This window comes from Kribbella sp. NPDC051936, from assembly GCF_040680955.1.
Taxonomy (GTDB): domain Bacteria; phylum Actinomycetota; class Actinomycetes; order Propionibacteriales; family Kribbellaceae; genus Kribbella.
Map to the genome: position 1 here is coordinate 203,350 of NZ_JBFAXS010000005.1, position 18,316 is coordinate 221,665.

At 70.4% G+C, this 18,316-nt stretch carries 23 protein-coding genes; 15 read left to right on the forward strand and 8 right to left on the reverse strand.

Going from position 1 to position 18,316, the window contains the following annotated elements:
• Positions 1-7: 7 nt before the first annotated feature.
• Together AB0L64_RS18560 and AB0L64_RS18565 are read right to left on the reverse strand one after the other, a co-directional pair.
• Positions 8-478, reverse strand: coding sequence for a MarR family transcriptional regulator (locus AB0L64_RS18560; RefSeq protein WP_363711495.1), 471 nt, complete (start codon positions 476-478; stop codon positions 8-10).
• The gene (locus AB0L64_RS18565) at positions 475-1,809 is read right to left on the reverse strand and encodes a nicotinate phosphoribosyltransferase (protein ID WP_363711497.1); all 1,335 of its coding nucleotides are present in this window, start codon (positions 1,807-1,809) and stop codon (positions 475-477) included. The genes AB0L64_RS18560 and AB0L64_RS18565 overlap by 4 nt, the downstream gene beginning before the upstream one ends.
• A 49-nt stretch (positions 1,810-1,858) precedes the next feature.
• Between AB0L64_RS18565 and clpS the strand changes: the two genes are divergently transcribed.
• The 7 genes from clpS to AB0L64_RS18600 all read left to right on the forward strand — a co-directional run bounded on the left by clpS (position 1,859) and on the right by AB0L64_RS18600 (position 5,998).
• Entirely contained in the window at positions 1,859-2,146 is a 288-nt protein-coding gene (clpS, locus tag AB0L64_RS18570) for an ATP-dependent Clp protease adapter ClpS (protein ID WP_359936438.1), read from the forward strand.
• On the forward strand, positions 2,143-2,697 hold the full coding sequence (locus AB0L64_RS18575; RefSeq protein ID WP_363711499.1) for a DUF2017 domain-containing protein: 555 nt from the start codon (positions 2,143-2,145) through the stop codon (positions 2,695-2,697). Before clpS ends, AB0L64_RS18575 begins: the two co-directional genes overlap by 4 nt.
• A gap of 10 nt (positions 2,698-2,707) precedes the next feature.
• Complete coding sequence (locus AB0L64_RS18580) at positions 2,708-3,685, forward strand: aldo/keto reductase (protein ID WP_363711501.1); 978 nt, start codon at positions 2,708-2,710, stop codon at positions 3,683-3,685.
• Positions 3,686-3,756: 71 nt separating this feature from the next.
• Positions 3,757-4,215 carry a M67 family metallopeptidase gene (locus AB0L64_RS18585; protein ID WP_363711503.1) on the forward strand — a complete coding sequence of 153 codons (459 nt, stop codon included), beginning with the start codon at positions 3,757-3,759 and terminating at the stop codon, positions 4,213-4,215.
• Position 4,216: 1 nt separating this feature from the next.
• Positions 4,217-4,495, forward strand: a complete 279-nt coding sequence (locus AB0L64_RS18590; RefSeq protein WP_359936426.1) for a MoaD/ThiS family protein — start codon at positions 4,217-4,219, stop codon at positions 4,493-4,495.
• Between the two features lie 2 nt (positions 4,496-4,497).
• The gene (locus AB0L64_RS18595; RefSeq protein ID WP_355697862.1) at positions 4,498-5,448 is read left to right on the forward strand and encodes a pyridoxal-phosphate dependent enzyme; all 951 of its coding nucleotides are present in this window, start codon (positions 4,498-4,500) and stop codon (positions 5,446-5,448) included.
• Positions 5,449-5,515: 67 nt separating this feature from the next.
• Positions 5,516-5,998, forward strand: a complete 483-nt coding sequence (locus AB0L64_RS18600) for a DinB family protein (protein ID WP_363711506.1) — start codon at positions 5,516-5,518, stop codon at positions 5,996-5,998.
• A 143-nt stretch (positions 5,999-6,141) separates the two neighbouring features.
• On the opposite strand, the gene AB0L64_RS18605 is transcribed toward AB0L64_RS18600, so the two are convergent.
• Positions 6,142-6,504, reverse strand: coding sequence for a hypothetical protein (locus tag AB0L64_RS18605; protein ID WP_359936422.1), 363 nt, complete (start codon positions 6,502-6,504; stop codon positions 6,142-6,144).
• A 168-nt stretch (positions 6,505-6,672) separates the two neighbouring features.
• Between AB0L64_RS18605 and murI the strand changes: the two genes are divergently transcribed.
• From murI to AB0L64_RS18625, 4 genes are all read left to right on the forward strand, one after another.
• Positions 6,673-7,476 carry a glutamate racemase gene (gene murI / locus AB0L64_RS18610; protein ID WP_363711508.1) on the forward strand — a complete coding sequence of 268 codons (804 nt, stop codon included), beginning with the start codon at positions 6,673-6,675 and terminating at the stop codon, positions 7,474-7,476.
• Between the two features lie 127 nt (positions 7,477-7,603).
• Positions 7,604-8,350 carry an MBL fold metallo-hydrolase gene (locus tag AB0L64_RS18615; RefSeq protein ID WP_363711510.1) on the forward strand — a complete coding sequence of 249 codons (747 nt, stop codon included), beginning with the start codon at positions 7,604-7,606 and terminating at the stop codon, positions 8,348-8,350.
• Between the two features lie 67 nt (positions 8,351-8,417).
• A complete protein-coding gene (locus tag AB0L64_RS18620; protein WP_363711512.1) occupies positions 8,418-9,902 on the forward strand; it encodes a DHA2 family efflux MFS transporter permease subunit in 1,485 nt (494 codons plus the stop codon).
• A complete protein-coding gene (locus tag AB0L64_RS18625) occupies positions 9,899-10,480 on the forward strand; it encodes a TetR family transcriptional regulator (RefSeq protein ID WP_363711514.1) in 582 nt (193 codons plus the stop codon). The genes AB0L64_RS18620 and AB0L64_RS18625 overlap by 4 nt, the downstream gene beginning before the upstream one ends.
• Here the strand turns inward: AB0L64_RS18625 and AB0L64_RS18630 are convergent.
• From AB0L64_RS18630 to AB0L64_RS18640, 3 genes are read right to left on the reverse strand one after another with little or no spacing between them, the layout of a single operon-like run.
• The gene (locus AB0L64_RS18630) at positions 10,477-10,716 is read right to left on the reverse strand and encodes a hypothetical protein (RefSeq protein WP_363711516.1); all 240 of its coding nucleotides are present in this window, start codon (positions 10,714-10,716) and stop codon (positions 10,477-10,479) included. The two genes, AB0L64_RS18625 and AB0L64_RS18630, sit on opposite strands and share 4 nt — an antisense overlap.
• The gene (locus tag AB0L64_RS18635; protein ID WP_359936411.1) at positions 10,713-11,060 is read right to left on the reverse strand and encodes a hypothetical protein; all 348 of its coding nucleotides are present in this window, start codon (positions 11,058-11,060) and stop codon (positions 10,713-10,715) included. Before AB0L64_RS18635 ends, AB0L64_RS18630 begins: the two co-directional genes overlap by 4 nt.
• Before the next feature lie 39 nt (positions 11,061-11,099).
• Positions 11,100-12,863: a S8 family peptidase gene (locus AB0L64_RS18640; RefSeq protein ID WP_363711518.1), complete on the reverse strand. Its 1,764-nt coding sequence runs from the start codon at positions 12,861-12,863 to the stop codon at positions 11,100-11,102.
• A 188-nt stretch (positions 12,864-13,051) separates the two neighbouring features.
• On the opposite strand from AB0L64_RS18640, the gene AB0L64_RS18645 reads away from it, so the two are divergent.
• Positions 13,052-13,840 (forward strand): BTAD domain-containing putative transcriptional regulator, encoded by a 789-nt coding sequence (locus AB0L64_RS18645; protein ID WP_363711520.1) that lies wholly within the window; start codon positions 13,052-13,054, stop codon positions 13,838-13,840.
• Between the two features lie 3 nt (positions 13,841-13,843).
• Here the strand turns inward: AB0L64_RS18645 and AB0L64_RS18650 are convergent, their stop codons facing one another.
• Together AB0L64_RS18650 and AB0L64_RS18655 are read right to left on the reverse strand one after the other, a co-directional pair.
• Positions 13,844-14,668 carry an SAM hydroxide adenosyltransferase gene (locus AB0L64_RS18650; RefSeq protein ID WP_363711522.1) on the reverse strand — a complete coding sequence of 275 codons (825 nt, stop codon included), beginning with the start codon at positions 14,666-14,668 and terminating at the stop codon, positions 13,844-13,846.
• A gap of 168 nt (positions 14,669-14,836) precedes the next feature.
• Complete coding sequence (locus AB0L64_RS18655; protein WP_363711524.1) at positions 14,837-16,009, reverse strand: Gfo/Idh/MocA family oxidoreductase; 1,173 nt, start codon at positions 16,007-16,009, stop codon at positions 14,837-14,839.
• A gap of 146 nt (positions 16,010-16,155) precedes the next feature.
• Between AB0L64_RS18655 and AB0L64_RS18660 the strand changes: the two genes are divergently transcribed.
• Genes AB0L64_RS18660 through rdgB form a run of 3 tightly spaced genes read left to right on the forward strand, consistent with a single transcriptional unit; the run spans position 16,156 to position 18,315 of the window.
• Positions 16,156-16,986, forward strand: a complete 831-nt coding sequence (locus tag AB0L64_RS18660; RefSeq protein WP_363711526.1) for an SGNH/GDSL hydrolase family protein — start codon at positions 16,156-16,158, stop codon at positions 16,984-16,986.
• Positions 16,987-16,996: 10 nt separating this feature from the next.
• Positions 16,997-17,713, forward strand: coding sequence for a ribonuclease PH (rph, locus tag AB0L64_RS18665; RefSeq protein ID WP_355697798.1), 717 nt, complete (start codon positions 16,997-16,999; stop codon positions 17,711-17,713).
• Positions 17,710-18,315 (forward strand): RdgB/HAM1 family non-canonical purine NTP pyrophosphatase, encoded by a 606-nt coding sequence (rdgB, locus tag AB0L64_RS18670; protein WP_363711529.1) that lies wholly within the window; start codon positions 17,710-17,712, stop codon positions 18,313-18,315. The genes rph and rdgB overlap by 4 nt, the downstream gene beginning before the upstream one ends.
• Position 18,316: the final 1 nt, after the last annotated feature.

Genomic DNA, 18,316 nt, shown 5'->3' on the forward strand with positions numbered 1-18,316 from the left:
TCAGGTTTCAGAGCTGGGTGAGATCCTCTAGGGTGCCGGTGATGGTCCACAGGAGATTGCGGAGGACGCGGCGGTCCTCGGGGCTGAGCTGGGCGAGGGCGCGGCGGCCGGCCCGGTCGTAGATCTCCTGGACCGTGTGGGCGAGCTCGACGCCGTGCTCGGTCAGCTCGATGCCGACCTGTCGCGCGTCGGTCGTGCTCTTCACCCGCCGTACGAGCCCGGCGGCCTCCATCCGCTGCGTGGTCTTGGTGGCCGTCGGCACCTCGACATCGAGCACCTTCGCGAGCCGCGCCACCGGCAGCGACCCGTGGTGCAGCAGCTTGGCGAGCACGAGCTCCTGGCCCGTGTGCAGCACGGTCCCGGCCAGCTCGTCGGCCACCGCCTTGCGCGCCGCCCGCTCCGCGAACCGCAACGCGACCAGCACGTCCGCCTCGTCGGCCGGCGCTTCCGGCGACCATCCGCCGTCGGTGGCGGTCACGTGTGACTCCGCGGGAGGAACGGGTTGCGGGAGTTGAAGTCGCCGATGTAGTCGGTCGGGATCGCCGGCTCGCCGCGGCTGAGCTGGCTGGCGGAGCGGGGGAGCTCGTCGCGGACCTTCTGGTGGTGGGCCTGCGACTCCTGCGGGGTGGTCCGGCCGACGATCTTGCCCGACTCCACGAGCGGCTTCAGCAGCTCGCGGTCGTCGCCGTCGTCGGTCGGCTGCGCACCGACGCCGATCAGCTCGACCTCCGCGACCCCGGCGGCCGAACGCCGCCGCAGGGCCCACTTCCGGCCGCCGATCGAGATCTTGTCCGGGCTCTTCTTCGCCACCGGCACCAGGTCACCGCTCGCGTCCTCGCGCGCGACCAGCTTGTACACGAACCCGCAGGTCGGGTAGCCGGAGCCGGTGACCAGCGACGTACCCACGCCGTAGCCATCGACCGGCGCCGGCGCGAGCGCGGCGATCTGGTACTCGTCCAGGTCGCTGGTCACGATGATCCGGGTCTTCGTCGCGCCCAGGGAGTCCAGCTGCTCACGGACCTGACCGGCCAGCGACGGCAGGTCGCCCGAGTCGAGCCGGACCGCGCCCAGCTCGGGACCGGTCAGCTCGATCGCGGTACGCACCGCCGCGGCGACGTCGAAGGTGTCGACGAGCAGCGTCGTCCCCTTGCCGAGCGCGTTCACCTGCGACCGGAACGCGTCCTCCTCGCGGTCGTGCAGCAGCGTGAACGCGTGGGCCGCGGTCCCGGTGCTCGGGATGCCGTACCGGCGGGCCGCCTCCAGGTTCGAGGTCGCGCCGAACCCCGCGATGTACGCCGCCAGCGCCGCGCCGACCGCGGCGCCTTCGTGGGTGCGCCGCGAGCCCATCTCGATACAGGGCCGCCCACCGGCCCACCAGGTCATCCGGGACGCCGCCGAGGCGACCGCGGAGTCGTGGTTCAGGATCGACAAGAAAACGGTTTCCAGCAGCACCGCCTCGGCGAACGACGACTCCACCACGAGGACCGGCGACCCCGGGAAGAAGATCTCCCCGTCGGCATAGCCGGAGATGTCGCCGGTGAACCGGTACTCCGCCAGCCAGTCCCGGGTAGCCTGGTCGACGACGCCGCGATCGGCCAGGAAGGCGATCGTCTGCTCGTCGAACCGGAACCGCTCGAGCGCGTCCAGCAGGCGGTTGACGCCCGCGACCACGCCGTACCGGCGGCCGTCCGGCAGCCGGCGCGCGAACAGCTCGAACACCGAGCGGCGCTGTGCCGTACCGTCGGCCAGCGCGGCCTGCAGCATGGTCAGCTCGTAGTGGTCGGTCAGGAGTGCCGTCGAGTGGGTCACAGGTGCAGCCTATTGCGAGAGCGGAACCGATGATGGAGAGAATGGACAGGTGACCACCGCACCGAGCGAACTCGAGAGCCCCGAGGTCGATGAGGCGATCGAGCTGAGCCCACCTTGGGTGACCGTCGTCTGGAACGACCCGGTCAACCTGATGGACTACGTCACGTTCGTCTTCCAGAGCTATTTCGGCTACTCCAAGTCCAAGGCGGAGAAGCTGATGCTGCAGGTGCACCAGGAAGGCAAGTCGGCGGTCTCGAACGGTAACCGGGAAGCGATGGAACGCGACGTGGAAGCGATGCACACCTACGGCCTGTGGGCCACTTGCGAGAAGTCGTGACACGGTTCCGCAAGCGCCGCAAGACCGTCGTCGTCAGTTTCGCCGAGCACGAGGCCGACATCCTGGCGAACCTGCTCCGCAACCTGGTCGAGCTGCTGTACGACGGGCTGCCGCCGCGCGCCACCGAGTCCAGCGACCCGCTCGCGGCGCTGCTGGACTCCGACGGCCCGACGTCGCCGCCCGAGGACGTCGTCCTGCAGCGGCTGCTCCCGGACGCGTACAAGCAGGACGACATGGCCGCCGCCGAGTTCCGGCGGTTCACCGAGCGCGGGTTGCGCGAGGGCAAGGTCACCGACGCCAAGCGGGTGCTGTCCGCGCTCGAGCAGTCCGGCGCCGACGAGATCGCGCTCGAGCCGGACGAACAGCTCTCCTGGCTGCGCGCGCTGAACGATCTCCGCCTCGCGATCGGCACCCGCCTCGACATCAAGGACGAGGACGACTACTCCACCTGGGAGAAGCTCGCCGACGACGACCCGCGCCGCCTCACCTACGACCTCTACGACTGGCTCGGCTACCTCCAGTCCGCCCTCCTCCACAACATGCGCCCGTAGGGTTGGCGTCATGGAGACGCGGCGGCTCGGGCGGACCGGGCGGGATGTTGGCGTGGTCGGACTCGGGGCTTGGCAGCTCGGGGCGGACTGGGGCGCGGTGGACGAGGGCGACGCGCTCGCGGTGCTGCAGGCCGCGGTCGACGGTGGCGTGACGTTCATCGACACCGCGGACGTGTACGGCGACGGGCGTAGCGAGCGGCTTGTCGGGCAGGTGCTGAAGTCGCGCGACGGCCTGACCGTGGCGACCAAGATGGGCCGGCGCGTCGAGCAGGTGCCGGAGAACTACACGCTGGAGAACTTCCGCGCCTGGAACGACCGCTCCCGGCAGAACCTCGGCGTCGACTCCATCGACCTGGTCCAGCTGCACTGCCCGCCGACGCCGGTGTACTCCGACGACGCGGTCTTCGACGCGCTCGACACCCTCGTCGACGAGGGCCGCATCGCGGCGTACGGCGTCAGCGTCGAGACCTGCGCGGAGGCGCTGACCGCGATCGCGCGGCCGAACGTGGCGTCGGTGCAGATCATCCTGAACGCGTTCCGCCTCAAGCCGCTCGACGAGGTGCTGCCCGCGGCGCGGGAGGCCGGTGTCGGCATCATCGCCCGCGTCCCGCTCGCCAGCGGCCTGCTCTCGGGCAAGTACGACGAGAGCACGGTCTTCGGAGCCGACGACCACCGCACCTACAACCGCCGCGGCGAGGCGTTCGACGTCGGCGAGACGTTCTCCGGCGTCGACTTCGGCACCGGCCTGGAAGCCGTCCGCCGCCTGATGCCCTGGCTCCCCGCCGGCGCCACCATGGCCCAGTTCGCCCTCCGCTGGATCCTCGACCAGCCCGGCGTCTCGGTCGTCATCCCCGGCGCCCGCAACCCCGCCCAGGTCGCCGGCAACATCTCCGCCGCCACCCTCCCGCCGCTCACCGAGGACCAACTCACCGCCGTCCAGGAGACCTACGACACCCTCATCCGCCCCCAGATCCACGACCGCTGGTAGGCCGCTGTCCGCATTCTGGACCGACTCCGCGGTTGGCGGGGTCGGCGCGGCGCTCGCCGTACCGTGGAGACGTGCTGGTCATCGAGAAGGCGACGTACGACGCGATCGTGGCGCACGCGCGGCGGGATCATCCTGACGAGGCGTGCGGTGTGGTCGCGGGGCCCGCAGGTGGTGATCGGGCGACGCGGTTCGTCCCGATGCTGAACGCCGCGATGTCGCCGACGTTCTACGAGTTCGACTCCGGCGACCTGCTCCGGCTCTACAAGGAGCTCGACGAGCGGGACGAGGAGCCGGTGGTGATCTACCACTCGCACACCGCGACCGAGGCGTACCCGTCGCGGACCGACATCACCCTGGCCCAGGAGCCGGGCGCCCACTACGTGCTGGTCTCGACGCGGGACGGCGCCGACTCCCCGGCCTACGACGGGCCGGTCGAGTTCCGGTCGTACCGGATCGTCGACGGCGAGGTCACGGAAGAAGAAGTACGCGTGGTTGGTTCCTATGGAGAAAGCCCTGAAGGAGAAGACTGATATGGCGATCGAGCTGCGCGTGCCGACGATCCTGCGCACCTACACGGGTGGGGCGAAGGCGGTCACCGGCGACGGCGCGACCCTGGCCGAGTTCATCGACAACGTGAACGGGACCCACGCGGGTCTCAAGGAGCGCATCGTGGAGGGCGAGCCGGAGGAACTGCGCCGGTTCGTGAACGTGTACGTGAACGACGAGGACGTCCGGTTCACCGGCGGCCTGAAGACCGAGGTCAAGGACGGCGACGTCGTCGTCGTGCTGCCGGCCGTCGCCGGCGGCTGAGCCTGATGCGTTTCGACAGCCTGCTCGACTCGGTCGGCGGCACCCCGCTGGTCGGGCTGCCGCGGTTGTCGCCGTCGGCCGACGTGCGGCTCTGGGCGAAGCTCGAGGACCGCAACCCCACCGGGTCGATCAAGGACCGGGCCGCGTTGCGGATGCTGCTGGACGCCGAGAAGGACGGCCGGCTGCGCCCGGGCAACACGATCCTCGAGCCGACGTCCGGCAACACCGGCATCTCGCTGGCGATGGCGGCCAAGCTGCGCGGCTACCGGATGGTCTGCGTGCTGCCGGAGAACACCTCCGAGGAGCGCCGCCAGATCCTGCGGATGTGGGGTGTCGAGATCATCTCCTCCCCAGCCGCGGGCGGCTCCAACGAGGCGGTCCGGGTCGCGAAGCAGGTCGCGGAGGAGCACCCCGACTGGGTGATGCTGTACCAGTACGGCAACCCGTCGAACGCGCTCGCGCACTACGACGGCACCGCGCGGGAGATCCTCGACGATCTCCCTTCGGTCACGCACTTCGTGGCCGGCCTCGGCACGACCGGCACGCTGATGGGCGCCGGCCGGTTCTTCCGCGAGCACAAGCCCGCGGTGAAGATCGTGGCCGCCGAGCCGCGGTACGGCGAGCTGGTCTACGGCCTGCGCAACCTCGACGAGGGTTTCGTCCCCGAGCTGTACGACGAGACGCTGATCGACGCCCGCTTCTCGGTCGGTCCGCGCGACGCCGTCCGCCGGGTGCGGGAGCTGCTCGACAACGAGGGCATCTTCGCCGGCGTCTCGACCGGCGCGATCCTGCACGCGGCGCTCGGGCAGGCGGCCAAGTGCGTGCGTGCGGGGGAGACCGCGGACATCGCGTTCGTGGTGCCCGACGGCGGCTGGAAGTACCTGTCGACCGGTGCCTACGAGGGCACGATCGACGAGGCGGAGGACCGGCTCGAGGGCCAGCTCTGGGCCTAGGCCCTGTCGTGTTGCCGGTCCGGCAATCTTGCGTGCTGTTTCGGCGAACCGATGGCAGGGTCGGCCCATGACCGGACGCAGACGTGATGCCGGCCCGCCGGCGACCGGGCCGGGGGAGCGCGAGGTGCTCGTGGGCTTCCTCGACTATCTCCGGACGTCGATCGCGACCAAGGCGGAAGGCCTGCCGGAAGAGCTTGTGCGGCAGCCGGGTGTTCCGTCGGGCACCAACGTGCTCGGGCTGATCAAGCACCTGACCGCGGTTGAGCGGCACTGGTTGCTCGGACAGCCGGTGCGGAGCTGGCCGGCGACGTTCCGCGCGCGTGCGGACGAGACGGCGGCGGAGGTGCTCGCGGCGTACTGCGAGACAAGCGCCGAGGCGAACACGGCCGTCGCGACGTGGGAGGACCTCGAAGCGCCGGGCCCCAGGCCGGGAAGGTCGAGCGCGCCGTCGCGGCGGTGGACGCTCGTGCATCTGATCGAGGAGACCGCCCGGCACGCGGGGCATGCCGACATCCTGCGGGAACAGCTGGACGGCCGGACCGGGCGCTGAAACCACCGGGTCCGGGGGTGCAGGGGTTCGTGCAGGAATCAGGGGAGTGACCGGGCCGGCGGGCGGAGGGCCGGTCCGTGCCGTCGTCGGGGTGCCTGTTGTTGCCTTAGGCACCTTCCGCAAGGGTTCTACGTCATGTCCGCCTACGGTTGCTTGAAGAGGACCTTGCGGCCCAGTCGGGGGTGGACGCCGCGGCCCTTGCAACTGTTGCACGGGCGCTGGGCGTAACTGAAGATGCTGCCGCGGTGCCGGCCGGCACCCTTGCACCGGTTGCACTTGGCATTCGGGTGCAGCGACAGCGAGACGACGTACGCAGCGAACGCCGCCATGAGGACGAGCACCATCAATCCCGTCGGCCCGAGGGCCGTCGCGATATCGGCTGCCGTGCCCGGGGTCGACTCCGTGGCCTGACTCGCGGCCTGCCCTGCGGCCTGCACGTGGTCGGGCTGTGGAGTTGGTGCTGCGGTGGTTCCCAACACCACCGCGAGGTGATGCGTCAGGTTCATGGCATCACGAAGGGCGGTCGAACAAACATCGGTCCAGAGTGGCGTGCATCACGCGAAAAGGCAATTCCATAACGTAAAGATGTGGATAACCTCGGCGTGTCGTTCACGACCGTTAGGTAAGGCTGCACTTCGCGTCTGCCCGTACTCGGACCTGTATAAGCTTTTCCCGTGGCTGACGCACCGGTGGGGATCTTCGATTCAGGCTTCGGGGGACTCACCGTCGCCCGCGCGGTTCTCGACCAGTTGCCGCACGAGCCGATCCTGTATCTGGGCGACACCGCCCGCCAGCCGTACGGTCCGAAGCCGATCGCCGAAGTGCGTGAGTACGCGCTGGAGTGTCTCGATCATCTCGTCGAGGCCGGCGTGAAGATGCTGGTGATCGCGTGCAATTCCGCGAGTGCGGCGATGCTGCGCGACGCCCGCGAGCGGTACGACGTACCCGTCGTCGAGGTGATCCTGCCGGCCGCGCGCCGGGCCGTCGCCGCGACGCGGAACCAGCGCGTCGGCGTGATCTGCACGAAGGCGACAGCGCAGTCGCTCGCCTACGAGGACGGGTTCGCGGCCGCGCCGCAGGTGGAGTTGTTCACCCATGCGTGCCCCAAGTTCGTGGACTTCGTCGAGTCCGGTGTGACGTCCGGGCCGGAGTTGCTCGAGGCGGCCCATGAGTATCTGGACCCGCTGGTCGGGGCCGGCGTCGACACGTTGATCCTGGGCTGCACGCACTACCCGTTGCTCACCGGCGTCATCTCGTACGTGATGGGCGACAACGTCACACTGGTCAGCAGCGCTGAGGAATGCGCCAAGGACGTCTACGGCGTGCTGACGAAGACCGGCCTGCTCCGCCCCGACAACCTGCCCGCTCCCGAGCACCGGTTCGTCACGACCGGCAATCCCGCGGAGTTCGCGGCGATCGGCTCGCGCTTCCTCGGCCCCGCGCTGGCGAACGTGGACCAGTTCGCCTGGGTCCGCTGACCTGTGACCTGGGTCGCACCCGGCCGTTGTCCAAGGCACCGGACGCGGCCGGGATGCCTGTGCAGTAGCCGAATCGACGCCTCCGGTCGTCCTGCGAAGGCCGAGACTCGCCGGTAGGGTTCCAGGTATGAAGCTCACCGTGATCGGTTGCTCCGGGTCTGTGCCCGGGCCGGACTCGGCCGCCTCGAGCTATCTGGTCACCGCCGACGGGTTCAACCTGATCCTCGACCTCGGCAGTGGCGCGCTCGGTTCGCTCCAGCGGCACATCGCCGTCCCGGAGATCGGGGCGATCGGCCTGTCCCACCTGCATCCTGACCACTGCATGGACCTGTGCGGGCTGTACGTCGCGGCGCGCTACGCGCCCGGGGCGCCGATCCCGCGGATCCCCGTGTTCGGGCCGCCCGGTACATCGGAACGCATGGCGCTGGCGTACGACCTGCCGCTCGAGCCCGGGATGGAGGAGGAGCTGGAATTCCATCCCTGGCAGGACGTCCAGCAGGTCGGGCCGTTCACGATCCGCACCGCGCGGATGGTGCACCCGGTGCCGGCCTACGCGATCCGGGTCGAGCACGGGACGAAGTCGCTGGTCTACACCGGCGACACCGGGCCGAACGACGCGCTGATCGAGCTCGCGCGCGGCGCCGACGTGCTGCTGTCCGAGGCCGCGCTGCCGGACAACGAGCCGAACAACCCGGTCGACCTGCACCTGACGCCGTCCGACGCCGGTGAGCACGCGAAGAAGGCCGGCGTGAAGCGGCTCGTCATCACCCACGTCCCGCCGTGGTACGACCGCGTCACGCAGGCCGAGAACGCCCGCCGTACCTTCCCCGGTCCCGTCGAGCTCGCCATACCGCACGCCGTCTTCGACATCTGACACTGGACATCGCGCAATTCTGAGATCTACTCTCAAATTAGAGCTGATCTCAGAAAGGTGGACAGTCATGCCGGATCCGCGGCGGTGGTGGGCCCTCGGGGCGATGTCGGTCAGCCTGATCGTGATCGGGCTGGACCTGACCGTGCTGAACGTCGCGCTGCCGACGCTGGCCACCGATCTCGAGGCGTCGACGAGCCAGCTGCAGTGGTTCGCCAACGCGTACACGCTCGTGCTCGCCTCGCTGCTGCTCCCGGCCGGGCTGCTCGGCGACCGGTTCGGGCCGAAGCGGCTGATGCTCGGGGCGCTGGTTGTGTTCGGGCTGGCGTCGGCGGGGTGCGCGTTCGCGCAGACACCGGGGCAGCTGATCGCGGGTCGCGCGGCGCTCGGGGTCGGGTCGGCGTTCCTGATCCCACTGTCGATGTCGTTGCTCAACCTGCTGTTCGCGCCCGAGGAGCGGCAGCGTGCGATGACGATCTGGCTGATGGCGAACTCGCTCGGCATCCCCCTCGGTCCGGTGCTCGGTGGCTGGCTGCTGGACCACTACCGCTGGGGTTCGGTCTTCCTCATCAACCTGCCGCTGGTCGCCGTCGGACTGGTGGCGGTCGCCCTGCTGATCCCGTCCACCGCCGGCCACCGGTCGCGGCGGATCGACGGACCCGGAATCCTCCTGACCGCGGCGGGCCTGGTCTGCCTGACGTACGGATTCATCGCCGCGGGCGAGCACGGCTGGGGCTCGGGTTGGGCGCTCGGCGGGATCACGGGCGGGGTGGTCTGCCTGGGCGCGTTCTGGGCGTGGGCCCGGCGTACGGCGGACCCGTTGATCGAGCTGTCCCTCTTCCGGTCGCCCGGCTTCACCTGGGGCACGGTGCTCGCGACGCTGGCGTCGTTCGCCCTCGTGGGCTTGCTGTTCGTGCTGCCGCAGCTGTTCCAGGCGGTGCAGGGCGCGGACGCGTTCCAGGCCGGGCTGCGGTTGCTCCCGATCATCGGCGGGATGCTGATCGGCGCGAAGGCCGCCGAGCGGCTGGTCGAGGCGGCCGGCGCGCGGATCTCGGTGGTGATCGGGTTCTCGCTGATGCTGGCCGGCCTGGTGCTCGGGGCCTTCACCGACGTCGGCGACGGCTACGGGTTCACCGCGATCTGGGTCAGCCTGGTCGGCGTCAGCATCGGGTTCACCTTGCCGCCGATGAACGGCCTGGCACTCGCGGCGCTGCCGCTCGACCGGAGCGGCTCCGGATCCGCGCTGATCCAGGCGTCGCGCCAGGTCGGCGGAACGCTCGGCGTCGCGATCCTGGGCACGGTGCTGAACGCGGCGTATCGCGATCGGCTCGACGTCACCGGCCTCCCGCCGGCCGCCGCGCAGGCCGCCCGCGACAGCGCGTCGGCCGCGATCGCGATCGGCTCGCCCGAGCTGACCCGCTCGGCGCGCGCGGCGTTCGTCGCCGGGATGGACGTGACGTTGTGGGTCTGTGCGGGTCTCGCGGTGGTGTCCGTCGCGCTCGCGGTCGCCTTCCTGCCCCGGCGTACCCGGGTCCTTGCCACAATCGGTGCATGAGCGGGTTGCGGGAGCGGAAGAAGGCGAAGACCAGGGCGGCGATCCAGGAACACGCGCTGCGGCTGTTCCGGGATCAGGGGTACGCCGAGACCACCGTCCAGGAGATCGCCGCCGCGGCCGAGGTGTCGCCGGCGACGTTCTTCCGGTACTTCGCGACCAAGGAGGACACCGTCGTCCTCGACCGCCTCGACCCGGTCATGATCGACCGGTTCCGCAACCAGCCGCCCGACCTGCCCCCGACCGAGGCCCTGCGCGCGGCGATCCGCGAGGCCTTCGGCGAACTGTCCGAGGACGAGTGGGAACTGGAGTCCGAGCGCCAGCGGCTGGTGATGAACGCCCCCGAACTCCGGGTCCGGATGCTCGACCAGCTGTACGAAGGCGTCGACCTCCTGGCCGGCCTGGCCGCCGAACGCACCGGTCGGCCCACGGACGACTTCGCCGTCAGAGCCTGGGCCGGCGCGGTCGTCGGCGTCGTCATGGCGACCTACGAGGCGGCTCTGGATGCGCCCATGGCGGACTACCTCGCCACGGTCGACCGCGCCTTCGAGTTCCTGGCCGAAGGTCTTCCGCTGACCTAGGGGCCGGCCGCGGGTTCGTCGGGCGGCTTGGCGTACGCGGAGACGACACCGGGAAGCGTACGGAGGGCGCGGACCATGATCGTGTCCTCGGCGTCGCCCTCGCCGGCCGTGAACCAGGTGGACAGCTCCGCGTCCTGGACGCCGGGGTGCAGCGGGCGCAGCTCGATACCGAGCGCAGCTGCCGCGGCGACGACCGCGTCGGGGTCGTCGCCGGACAGCCTCGCGACAACGGTCAACCTGACACCACCAGGCCGACCACGGTGCCGTCGTCGTACCAGACCTGGACCGTGCTGCCGCTGCCGAGGAAGGCCCGCTGCACCATGTCGCACTGGATCGCCGTCGGGTTGGTCAAAGCCCGCCAGCCGTTGTCGGCGAACAACCACAGCCGCATCGGGCCGGACGGGATCGGGACGAGCTCCATCCAGTACTGCGTGGCGATCGCGGAGGTGACTGCTGCCACCGCATCGGGCGTCGCGGCCCGCGCCGGCTGTCCGGCAGTCGGTGTGGTGGTGGCCGCACGGCCCCCACCGGCGGCTGGACCGCCGTTGCTCGACTGGATGACTGGATTGGTGGTGGTCATGAGAACTCCTTGAGCAAAGTATGGACCGAATTCAGCAGATCAAGAGCCGGAGACGACCAGGCCGACGACGACGTCGCCCTGGTGCCAGACCTGGACGGTCGAGCCGGAGCCGAGGAACGCCCGCTGGACCATGTCCTGGATGACCACGTTCGGGTCGTCCAGATGCCGCCAGGCCGAGTTGACGAAGAACCACAAGCTGCGTGCGCTACCGGCCGGGTACGGCGTCAGCTCGTCCCAGTACTGGCTGGCGATACCGGTCTCCGTCACCACCGGTACGAGCGCCGCCATCGCCTGGCGCAGATCCGGACGGTTGCCGATCCGCTCAGTGGCCGGTCCGTTGAGCCCGTCCTGCTGCGGTGACCCCGTGGTGCGCAGCAGGTTCTGTGCCTGCGCCGGTGTCAGCTTCGCCCGGCCGGCGGCTGCCTGCATGCCCTGGATCGCGGCCAGTGAGCCGACCACGATCGGCGACGCGGACGACGTACCGCTGAACCGCTTGGTGTACCAGCGGTTCTCGTCCACCCCGTCCTGCAGGTCGCCGTACCCGGTGGTCACCACTTCGCGGCCCCAGCCCTGGGCGTCCACCCGGGCGCCGTAGTTGGAAAAGTCGAGCCGTGACCGGTCGGGGCCGAAGGTGCCCGAGGGCGGCGCGCCGGCTCCGACGATCACCGCGCCGGAGGACGGGTCGGCGGGGTTGAACGGGTTCTGCCAGGTCGCCGGGAATCCGGCCGCCGGGATGTCGTACAGGGGGTCGTCGAGGTTCTCCGCACCGTTCCCGGCGGCGCCGACGACGATGACGCCCTTGCCGACCGCGTAGCGTACGGCGGCGAGGTCGTCGGGCCACCACTCGATCGCGATGTACCCGCGCTGGTCCCCGCGCGGTGCGAAGTTGAATCGCGGGCCTGGCCGGTGCAGCTCGAGCAGGATGATGTCGCCGGGGCCGAGCGCGTCGGCCGCCTGCTGGATGCAGGTAGCCGATCCGGTGTTGCCGAAGATCGACGCCCCGCGGACGACGGCGTCGGGGGCGATCCCGAGCACGCCGATACCGTTGTCATCGGCACCTATCTCGCCGATCACCGCGGTGCCGTGGTTACGCCAGTCGGGGTCCCCGGGCGGGTTCCCGGTCAGCACGCCGCCGGCATTGAGCAGGAGATCCTCGTGGGTGAACAGCCACTCGCCCTCGACGTCGATGATCCGGATGGTGGCGCCGCGGCCGCCGGCCTGAGTGGCCGCCCACTGAGCGTCGACACCGCCCGGCGCCGGGCCGAGGTACCCCTGCAGCGGGGTGAAGTCCGGCGTCGCCGCGGGTGGTTGCAGTACCTCGGGACGCGGCGGGGCCTCGACCGAGGCCGGTTCCGCCGCCGGCTTCACGTACGCGGCGGACACGTGTTCCGCGGCCGCGAGCCGCTCGGCCAGCGCGTCGAGCCGGTCGTCGCCGGCACGTACCCGGTAGAACTCCGCGAGCCCCGGCGTACCTGCCGCGGGTGCCGCGGCGCCGCGCGCCCGGATGGTCTCCTCGTCGGGCCCGAACACCGGCTCGAGGGTGATCTCCTCGGCGGTCAGCACCGCCGACAGCTGTGAGGTGTCCGCACCGGCCAGTGACGCGACGGCGTACCGCGCGGCCCGTAATCTGGCAGACGGCTCCGCCACCACGATGAGTTCCCGCTCCGGCCGCAGGGACGCGGACGGAGTGCCAGACCCGTTGCCGCCGCCGCTGTTGCCGCCGCTGTTGCCGCCGGTACGACTTCCGCGGTTGCCCCCGCCGCCTGCTTTCTCCTTCGTCGTCCGAGTCCTTCGTTCGGCCATGACGCCCTCCCTTGCGTTAGCCGGCGCTGCGGACGCTGCCAGCGCAGCGTCACCACGGCGTCACTCGCACAAGGTCCAACGCTTGTTCATTTCCGGAGCACCCGGCAGGGGCGATGACGCGGTGTGCGGACCGTGCTATCAAAGGAATCAGGGGCTTCGGGGGGAGCCGATGGCCGGGGAGGGCGATCATGTCGCCGGATTTCGTGAGTTGGCTCGTGAACCGTGCGGTGCGCGGAAGCCCGCCGGTTCTGCGTCTCTTCAGCGGCCCGGAGACCTCCCTCGGAGCTCGCCCGCTCCGCATCCCGGACACGAGCAAGCGGCTGTGCGCGTTCGTCGCGGTCCATCAGGGCGCCGTCAGCCGGAGGCACGCGGCCGGGGCGTTGTGGCCGGACTGCGACGACGACCGGGCCGCGGCGAACCTGCGATCGGCGTTGTGGCGGCTCAACGGCTACGGCGTCCGGTTCGTCGAGACCCGGCGGCACGCCCTCGCCGTCGCGCAGAACGTCGTCGTCGACCTCGACGTCGTGGACGACTGGGCAACCCGCCTGATCGGCCACCGCGAGGTCCCCGAGGACCTGGCTGCGGCGCCGCGGGACGTGAACGCGCTCGAGCTGCTGCCGGGGCTGTCCGACGACTGGGTCCTGTTCGAGCGCGAGCGGATCCGGCAGCGGCTGCTGCACGCGTTCGAGGCGCAGAGCCGCCGGCTGCTCGCCCGGGACCGGTACGCCGAGGCCCTCGACGTCGCCCTGCTCATCGTCTGCGCCGACCCGCTCCGTGAGACTGCGCAGCGCGCCCTGATCGAGTGCCACCTGGCCGAGCACAATCTCGCCGAAGCGGCTCGCGCCTACATGAGGTACCGCAGTCTGCTGCAGCGTGAGCTGGGTGCCGAACCGGACGCATCGCTGACCGAGCTGGTCGTCCACCCGGCTCAGCACCCGTCGGAGCGCCGCGAGTTGGTCCGGCTCCGGATCTCCTGATGCTCACGCCACCTGCGCACGGACTGTTTCCAGCAAGGCGTCGCCCGGTCGCAGGCCGAAGTGCTCGGCCGCCGATCCGCCGCGGATGACGAGTTCGGTGAATCCGGTGCCGGAACTGCCGGGGACGATGCCCGGGGTGTTGCGGGGTACGGCGGTGAGGTGCGGGTAGCAGGTCACGTCGACGTACGCGGTGCTGCCGTCGTCGTTGCGTCGGGCAACGGAAAGGGTGTCGCCGGGGACCAGGTCGAGCCGGCGGTCCAGCTTGCAGTTGCCGAAGTTGTCGATCACGGTCACGGTCGGCTCGTCGTCGGCGAGTTCGGGTACGGCGGTCTCGGTCGCCGGGACCGGGCGGCCGTCGGCAACCCATTTCGCCAGCAGCGGCAGGTACCACAGGCTGCGGAACTGCGTGCCGGCGATCTTGTCGACGTCGTCCGCGCCGAAGCCGGCTGCCGTGACGGCCTCGCGGATGTCGGTGACGTGGACATGGTCGATGCCGAGCTCACGCCGTACCAGCGAGAGCACGCGAGGGTTGAAGGTGCTCGCGACCAGGTGCTTGCCGACGTGGAAGAAGCAGAACGGTACGCCGTTCGGCCAGACGCCGTCGCGGGGCGCGATGTTCAGCAGCGTGATGGTCGGATGCCCGTCCTCGCCCAGTGCCGTCGTGGCGATCAGGCAGTCGAGCAGGGTGAGCGCGGCGAACGACTCCGGATCGGGTCCGTCGGCGGCGACGATCGTCGGCGACTGGCCGAACAGGGCGCCGATCCGGGTGCTGAGTCTGGCGCGGGCGTTGCCGTCGAAACAGTCGGTGATGTAGGTGATCGGGGACATGACGAAAGGCTCCTGTGGTGTGCAGCGGGTCGTGGAAACGAAAGAGGCCCCCGACATCGGGGGCCTCTCGCTGCAAGCACACGTGCCTACGCCGCTGAAGTCCTCCCGCATCGAGGGCTCAGCATTCGCATCGCGGCGTACCTGGTCACGTCCACGAGCCTAGCACCCTCACCTGGCCTGCCCGTTGTCGAAATACGCGACCAGGGCCGGGTCGAGCGTGGGGATGTCCTGCGGTACGCCGTTCGCGCGCAGCGACTCGGTGGCGGCGTAGCCGGCCGCGACCGCGGCGCGGGCGGCGATCGGGGACGTGAGGGTCGCGCCGCCGTTGCGGACGAAGTTCACGAACTCCGCCACCAGGTGCGGGTCGGCGCCGCCGTGGTTCTCGTTGTCGCCGCCGATCTCGACGACCAGGTCGGCGTCCTCGCGGTACCCGGAGCGGCGGCTGTTCCACACCTTCACCACGCCGCCCGGCCCATCGCCGAAGTTCTCCAGCCGGCCATGAGTGCCGATCACGGTGTAGTTGCGCCAGTAGTCCGGCGTGTAGTGGCACTGCTCGTAGGTCAGGAAGACGCCGTTGTCGAGCAGCAGGTTCGCCATCGAGATGTCCTCGACGTCCATCACCGGCGCCAGGCCCTTCTGCTCCAGCGGCGGCCAGTTGTCGCTGGACACGAAGTCCTTGAACCGCTGGCCGGTCCGGTCCAGCCGGTCGGTGATCCCGCCGTACAGCGTGAGCGCGCCCATCGCGTTCACCCGGGTCGTGTAGCCGCCGGCCAGCCAGTGCATCACGTCGATGTCGTGGGCGCCCTTCTGCAGCAGCAGTCCGGTCGTCCGGCGGCGGTCCGCGTGCCAGTCCTTGAAGTAGAAGTCGCCGCCGTGGCCGACGAAGTGCCGGCACCAGATCGCCTTCACGTCGCCGATCGCGCCGTCCTGGATCAGCTGGCGCATCGTCAGGACGACGGGCATGTGACGCATGTTGTGGCCGACGTACAGCCGGGCGCCGGACTCGTACGCCGCGCGCAGGACCCGGTCGCAGCCGTCGGTGGTGATCGCCAGCGGCTTCTCGACGAACACCGAGACACCCGCCTCGAGGAAGTCGATCGCCGGACCCTCGTGCAGGTCGTCGGGCGTGGTGAGGAAGACGCCGTCGAGCTTGGCGTCGAGCAGTTCGGTGTGGTCGGCGTGCCCGCTCGCCTCCGGGTACAGCTCGAGCGCCGCGTCCCGCTGCGGAGCGGACGGGTCGGCCACGGCCACGACCTCGGACCCCTCGCCGGGACGGTGCGCGTACTGCGCGATGCGGCTGCGGGCGCCGAGACCCACGACGCCAAACCGAAGATCAGTCATACCAGGCAACTCCTGCACATAGTTGTTTGCAACAGCCTAACTCCGAGCAATTCTGGCTAGCAATCACCGATCCTCCAGCTGGAATTGGGCTGCCCGTCATCCGCCGCACATCGAGGTCTCGCTCCGTGCCGTCACCATGGCGGAATGTGAGCCTCCACTACGTGGCACTGGGGGACTCGACCACAGTAGGGGTCGGGGACCCGCTGAACGGCAGCAGTACGACGGACCTGTCCGGTGCCGGTGCGCGGCCGGGGGAGGGGTGGCGCGGCTGGGCCGCGCTGCTCGCCGACTCCCTGGCCGGCACCCACCGTGTGACGTTCTCCAACTACGCGACCAGCGGCGCCACGGTGCCGGTTGTCGCGACCGAGCAACTGCCCTCGATCGGCGACGGCCCGATCGACCTCGCCTCGCTGATCGTCGGCGTCAACGACACCCTGCGGTCCACGTTCGACGCGGGCCGGATCCGCCACCACTTGCACGAGTGCGCGGAGCAGCTGACCGCCCGCGGTGCGTTGCTGCTGACCGTCCGGTTCCACGACCACGGCAAAGTGTTCGGCCTGCCGCGCTGGCTGCGACGGCCGCTGTGGCAGCGGATCGAGCAGGTCAACGTCGCGTTCGACGACCTGCACGCGCGGTACGGCGGCATCCGGCTGGACATGGCCGACTACCCCGAGGTGTACCGGCGGGACTTCTGGAGCATCGACCGGCTGCATCCGGGCGAACGCGGGCACCGGACGCTGGCCCGCGCGTTCGCCGACGAACTGGCGGCGCGGGGCGTGCCGATCGACGTGCCACCGGACCTGGACTGCGCCTACCGGCCGCCGAGCCGGTGGGCGGACGCGGTCTGGCTCGCGCGGGAGGGCGTGCCCTGGGTCGGCCGCCGCGCTCACGACCTGCTGCCCTGGGCCGCGCGGATGGCGATCAGCCAGGTCCGGTCGGGTCCGCTCGATGCGGAGGTCCGGCGACTGGAGGCATAGGGTCTGCTGCATGGCCCGTATCGATGGACGTAATGCTGACCAGCTCCGACCGGTGCAGGTGACCCGGAACTGGCTCGACCACGCCGAGGGCTCGGTGCTGGTCGAGTTCGGGCGCACCCGGGTGCTGTGTGCGGCGAGTGTGACCGAGGGCGTGCCGCGCTGGCGCAAGGGCTCCGGCCTCGGCTGGGTGAGCGCGGAGTACGCGATGCTCCCGCGATCCACCAACACCCGCTCGGACCGCGAGTCGGTGAAGGGCCGGATCGGTGGCCGCACCCACGAGATTTCCCGGCTGATCGGCCGGTCGCTGCGGGCCGTGATCGACTACAAGGCGCTCGGCGAGAACACGATCCTGCTCGACTGCGACGTCCTGCAGGCCGACGGCGGCACCCGGACCGCGGCCATCACCGGGGCGTACGTCGCACTCGCCGACGCGGTGTCCTGGCTGCGTGAGCGGAAGCTGCTGAAGAGCGAGCCGCTGACCGGCACGGTGTCCGCGGTCTCGGTCGGGATCATCGACGGGACGCCGATGCTGGACCTCTGCTACGAGGAGGACGTCCGGGCCGAGACCGACATGAACCTGGTGATCACCGGCGACGGCAAGTTCATCGAGGTGCAGGGCACGGCGGAGGGCGCGCCGTTCGACCGCGCCGAGCTGGACAGCCTGCTGGAGCTCGGCGTCGCCGGCTGCGCGGAGCTCGCCAAGATCCAGCAGGAGGCCCTCGCGTGACCCGGGTGCTGCTCGCGTCGAACAACCAGAAGAAGCTCGAGGAACTGCGCCGGATCCTGACCCCGATCGTGCCGGGCATCGAGGTGCTCGGGCTCGGCGACGTCCCGCCGTACGACGAGCCCGCCGAGACCGAGCCGACCTTCGAGGGCAACGCGTTGCTGAAGGCGCACGCCGCGCTCGCCGCGACCGGTCTGCCGTCGATCGCCGACGACAGCGGGATCTGCGTCGACGCGCTGAACGGCATGCCCGGCGTCCTGTCCGCGCGGTGGTCCGGGCCGGCGAAGGACAACCACGCGAACAACCTGCTGCTGCTCGGGCAGCTCGAGGACGTGCCGGACGAGCGGCGCGGCGCGTCGTTCGTGGCGGCGGTCGCGTTCGTCCGGCCGGACGGCCCGGACGAGCTCGTGCTCGGCGAGATGCGCGGCTCGGTGATCCGGTCGTTGCGCGGAACGGGCGGGTTCGGGTACGACGTGCTGTTCCAGGCCGAGGGGTACGACCGCACCACGGCCGAGCTGTCGATCGAGGAGAAGGACACGATCAGCCACCGCGGCAAGGCCCTGCGCGAACTGGCCCCGATCGTGGCGAAGGCGTTGGGGAGCTAGA

Coding starts and splice junctions, on each gene's coding strand:
- AB0L64_RS18635 (WP_359936411.1), bottom strand. CDS start 11,060: ATGACCACCACCAATCCAGTCATCCAGTCGAGCAACGGCGGTCCAGCC.
- AB0L64_RS18580 (WP_363711501.1), top strand. CDS start 2,708: ATGGAGACGCGGCGGCTCGGGCGGACCGGGCGGGATGTTGGCGTGGTC.
- AB0L64_RS18620 (WP_363711512.1), top strand. CDS start 8,418: ATGCCGGATCCGCGGCGGTGGTGGGCCCTCGGGGCGATGTCGGTCAGC.
- rph (WP_355697798.1), top strand. CDS start 16,997: ATGGCCCGTATCGATGGACGTAATGCTGACCAGCTCCGACCGGTGCAG.
- AB0L64_RS18615 (WP_363711510.1), top strand. CDS start 7,604: ATGAAGCTCACCGTGATCGGTTGCTCCGGGTCTGTGCCCGGGCCGGAC.
- AB0L64_RS18650 (WP_363711522.1), bottom strand. CDS start 14,668: ATGTCCCCGATCACCTACATCACCGACTGTTTCGACGGCAACGCCCGC.
- AB0L64_RS18640 (WP_363711518.1), bottom strand. CDS start 12,863: ATGGCCGAACGAAGGACTCGGACGACGAAGGAGAAAGCAGGCGGCGGG.
- AB0L64_RS18625 (WP_363711514.1), top strand. CDS start 9,899: ATGAGCGGGTTGCGGGAGCGGAAGAAGGCGAAGACCAGGGCGGCGATC.
- AB0L64_RS18605 (WP_359936422.1), bottom strand. CDS start 6,504: ATGAACCTGACGCATCACCTCGCGGTGGTGTTGGGAACCACCGCAGCA.
- AB0L64_RS18590 (WP_359936426.1), top strand. CDS start 4,217: ATGGCGATCGAGCTGCGCGTGCCGACGATCCTGCGCACCTACACGGGT.
- AB0L64_RS18600 (WP_363711506.1), top strand. CDS start 5,516: ATGACCGGACGCAGACGTGATGCCGGCCCGCCGGCGACCGGGCCGGGG.
- AB0L64_RS18645 (WP_363711520.1), top strand. CDS start 13,052: ATGTCGCCGGATTTCGTGAGTTGGCTCGTGAACCGTGCGGTGCGCGGA.
- AB0L64_RS18655 (WP_363711524.1), bottom strand. CDS start 16,009: ATGACTGATCTTCGGTTTGGCGTCGTGGGTCTCGGCGCCCGCAGCCGC.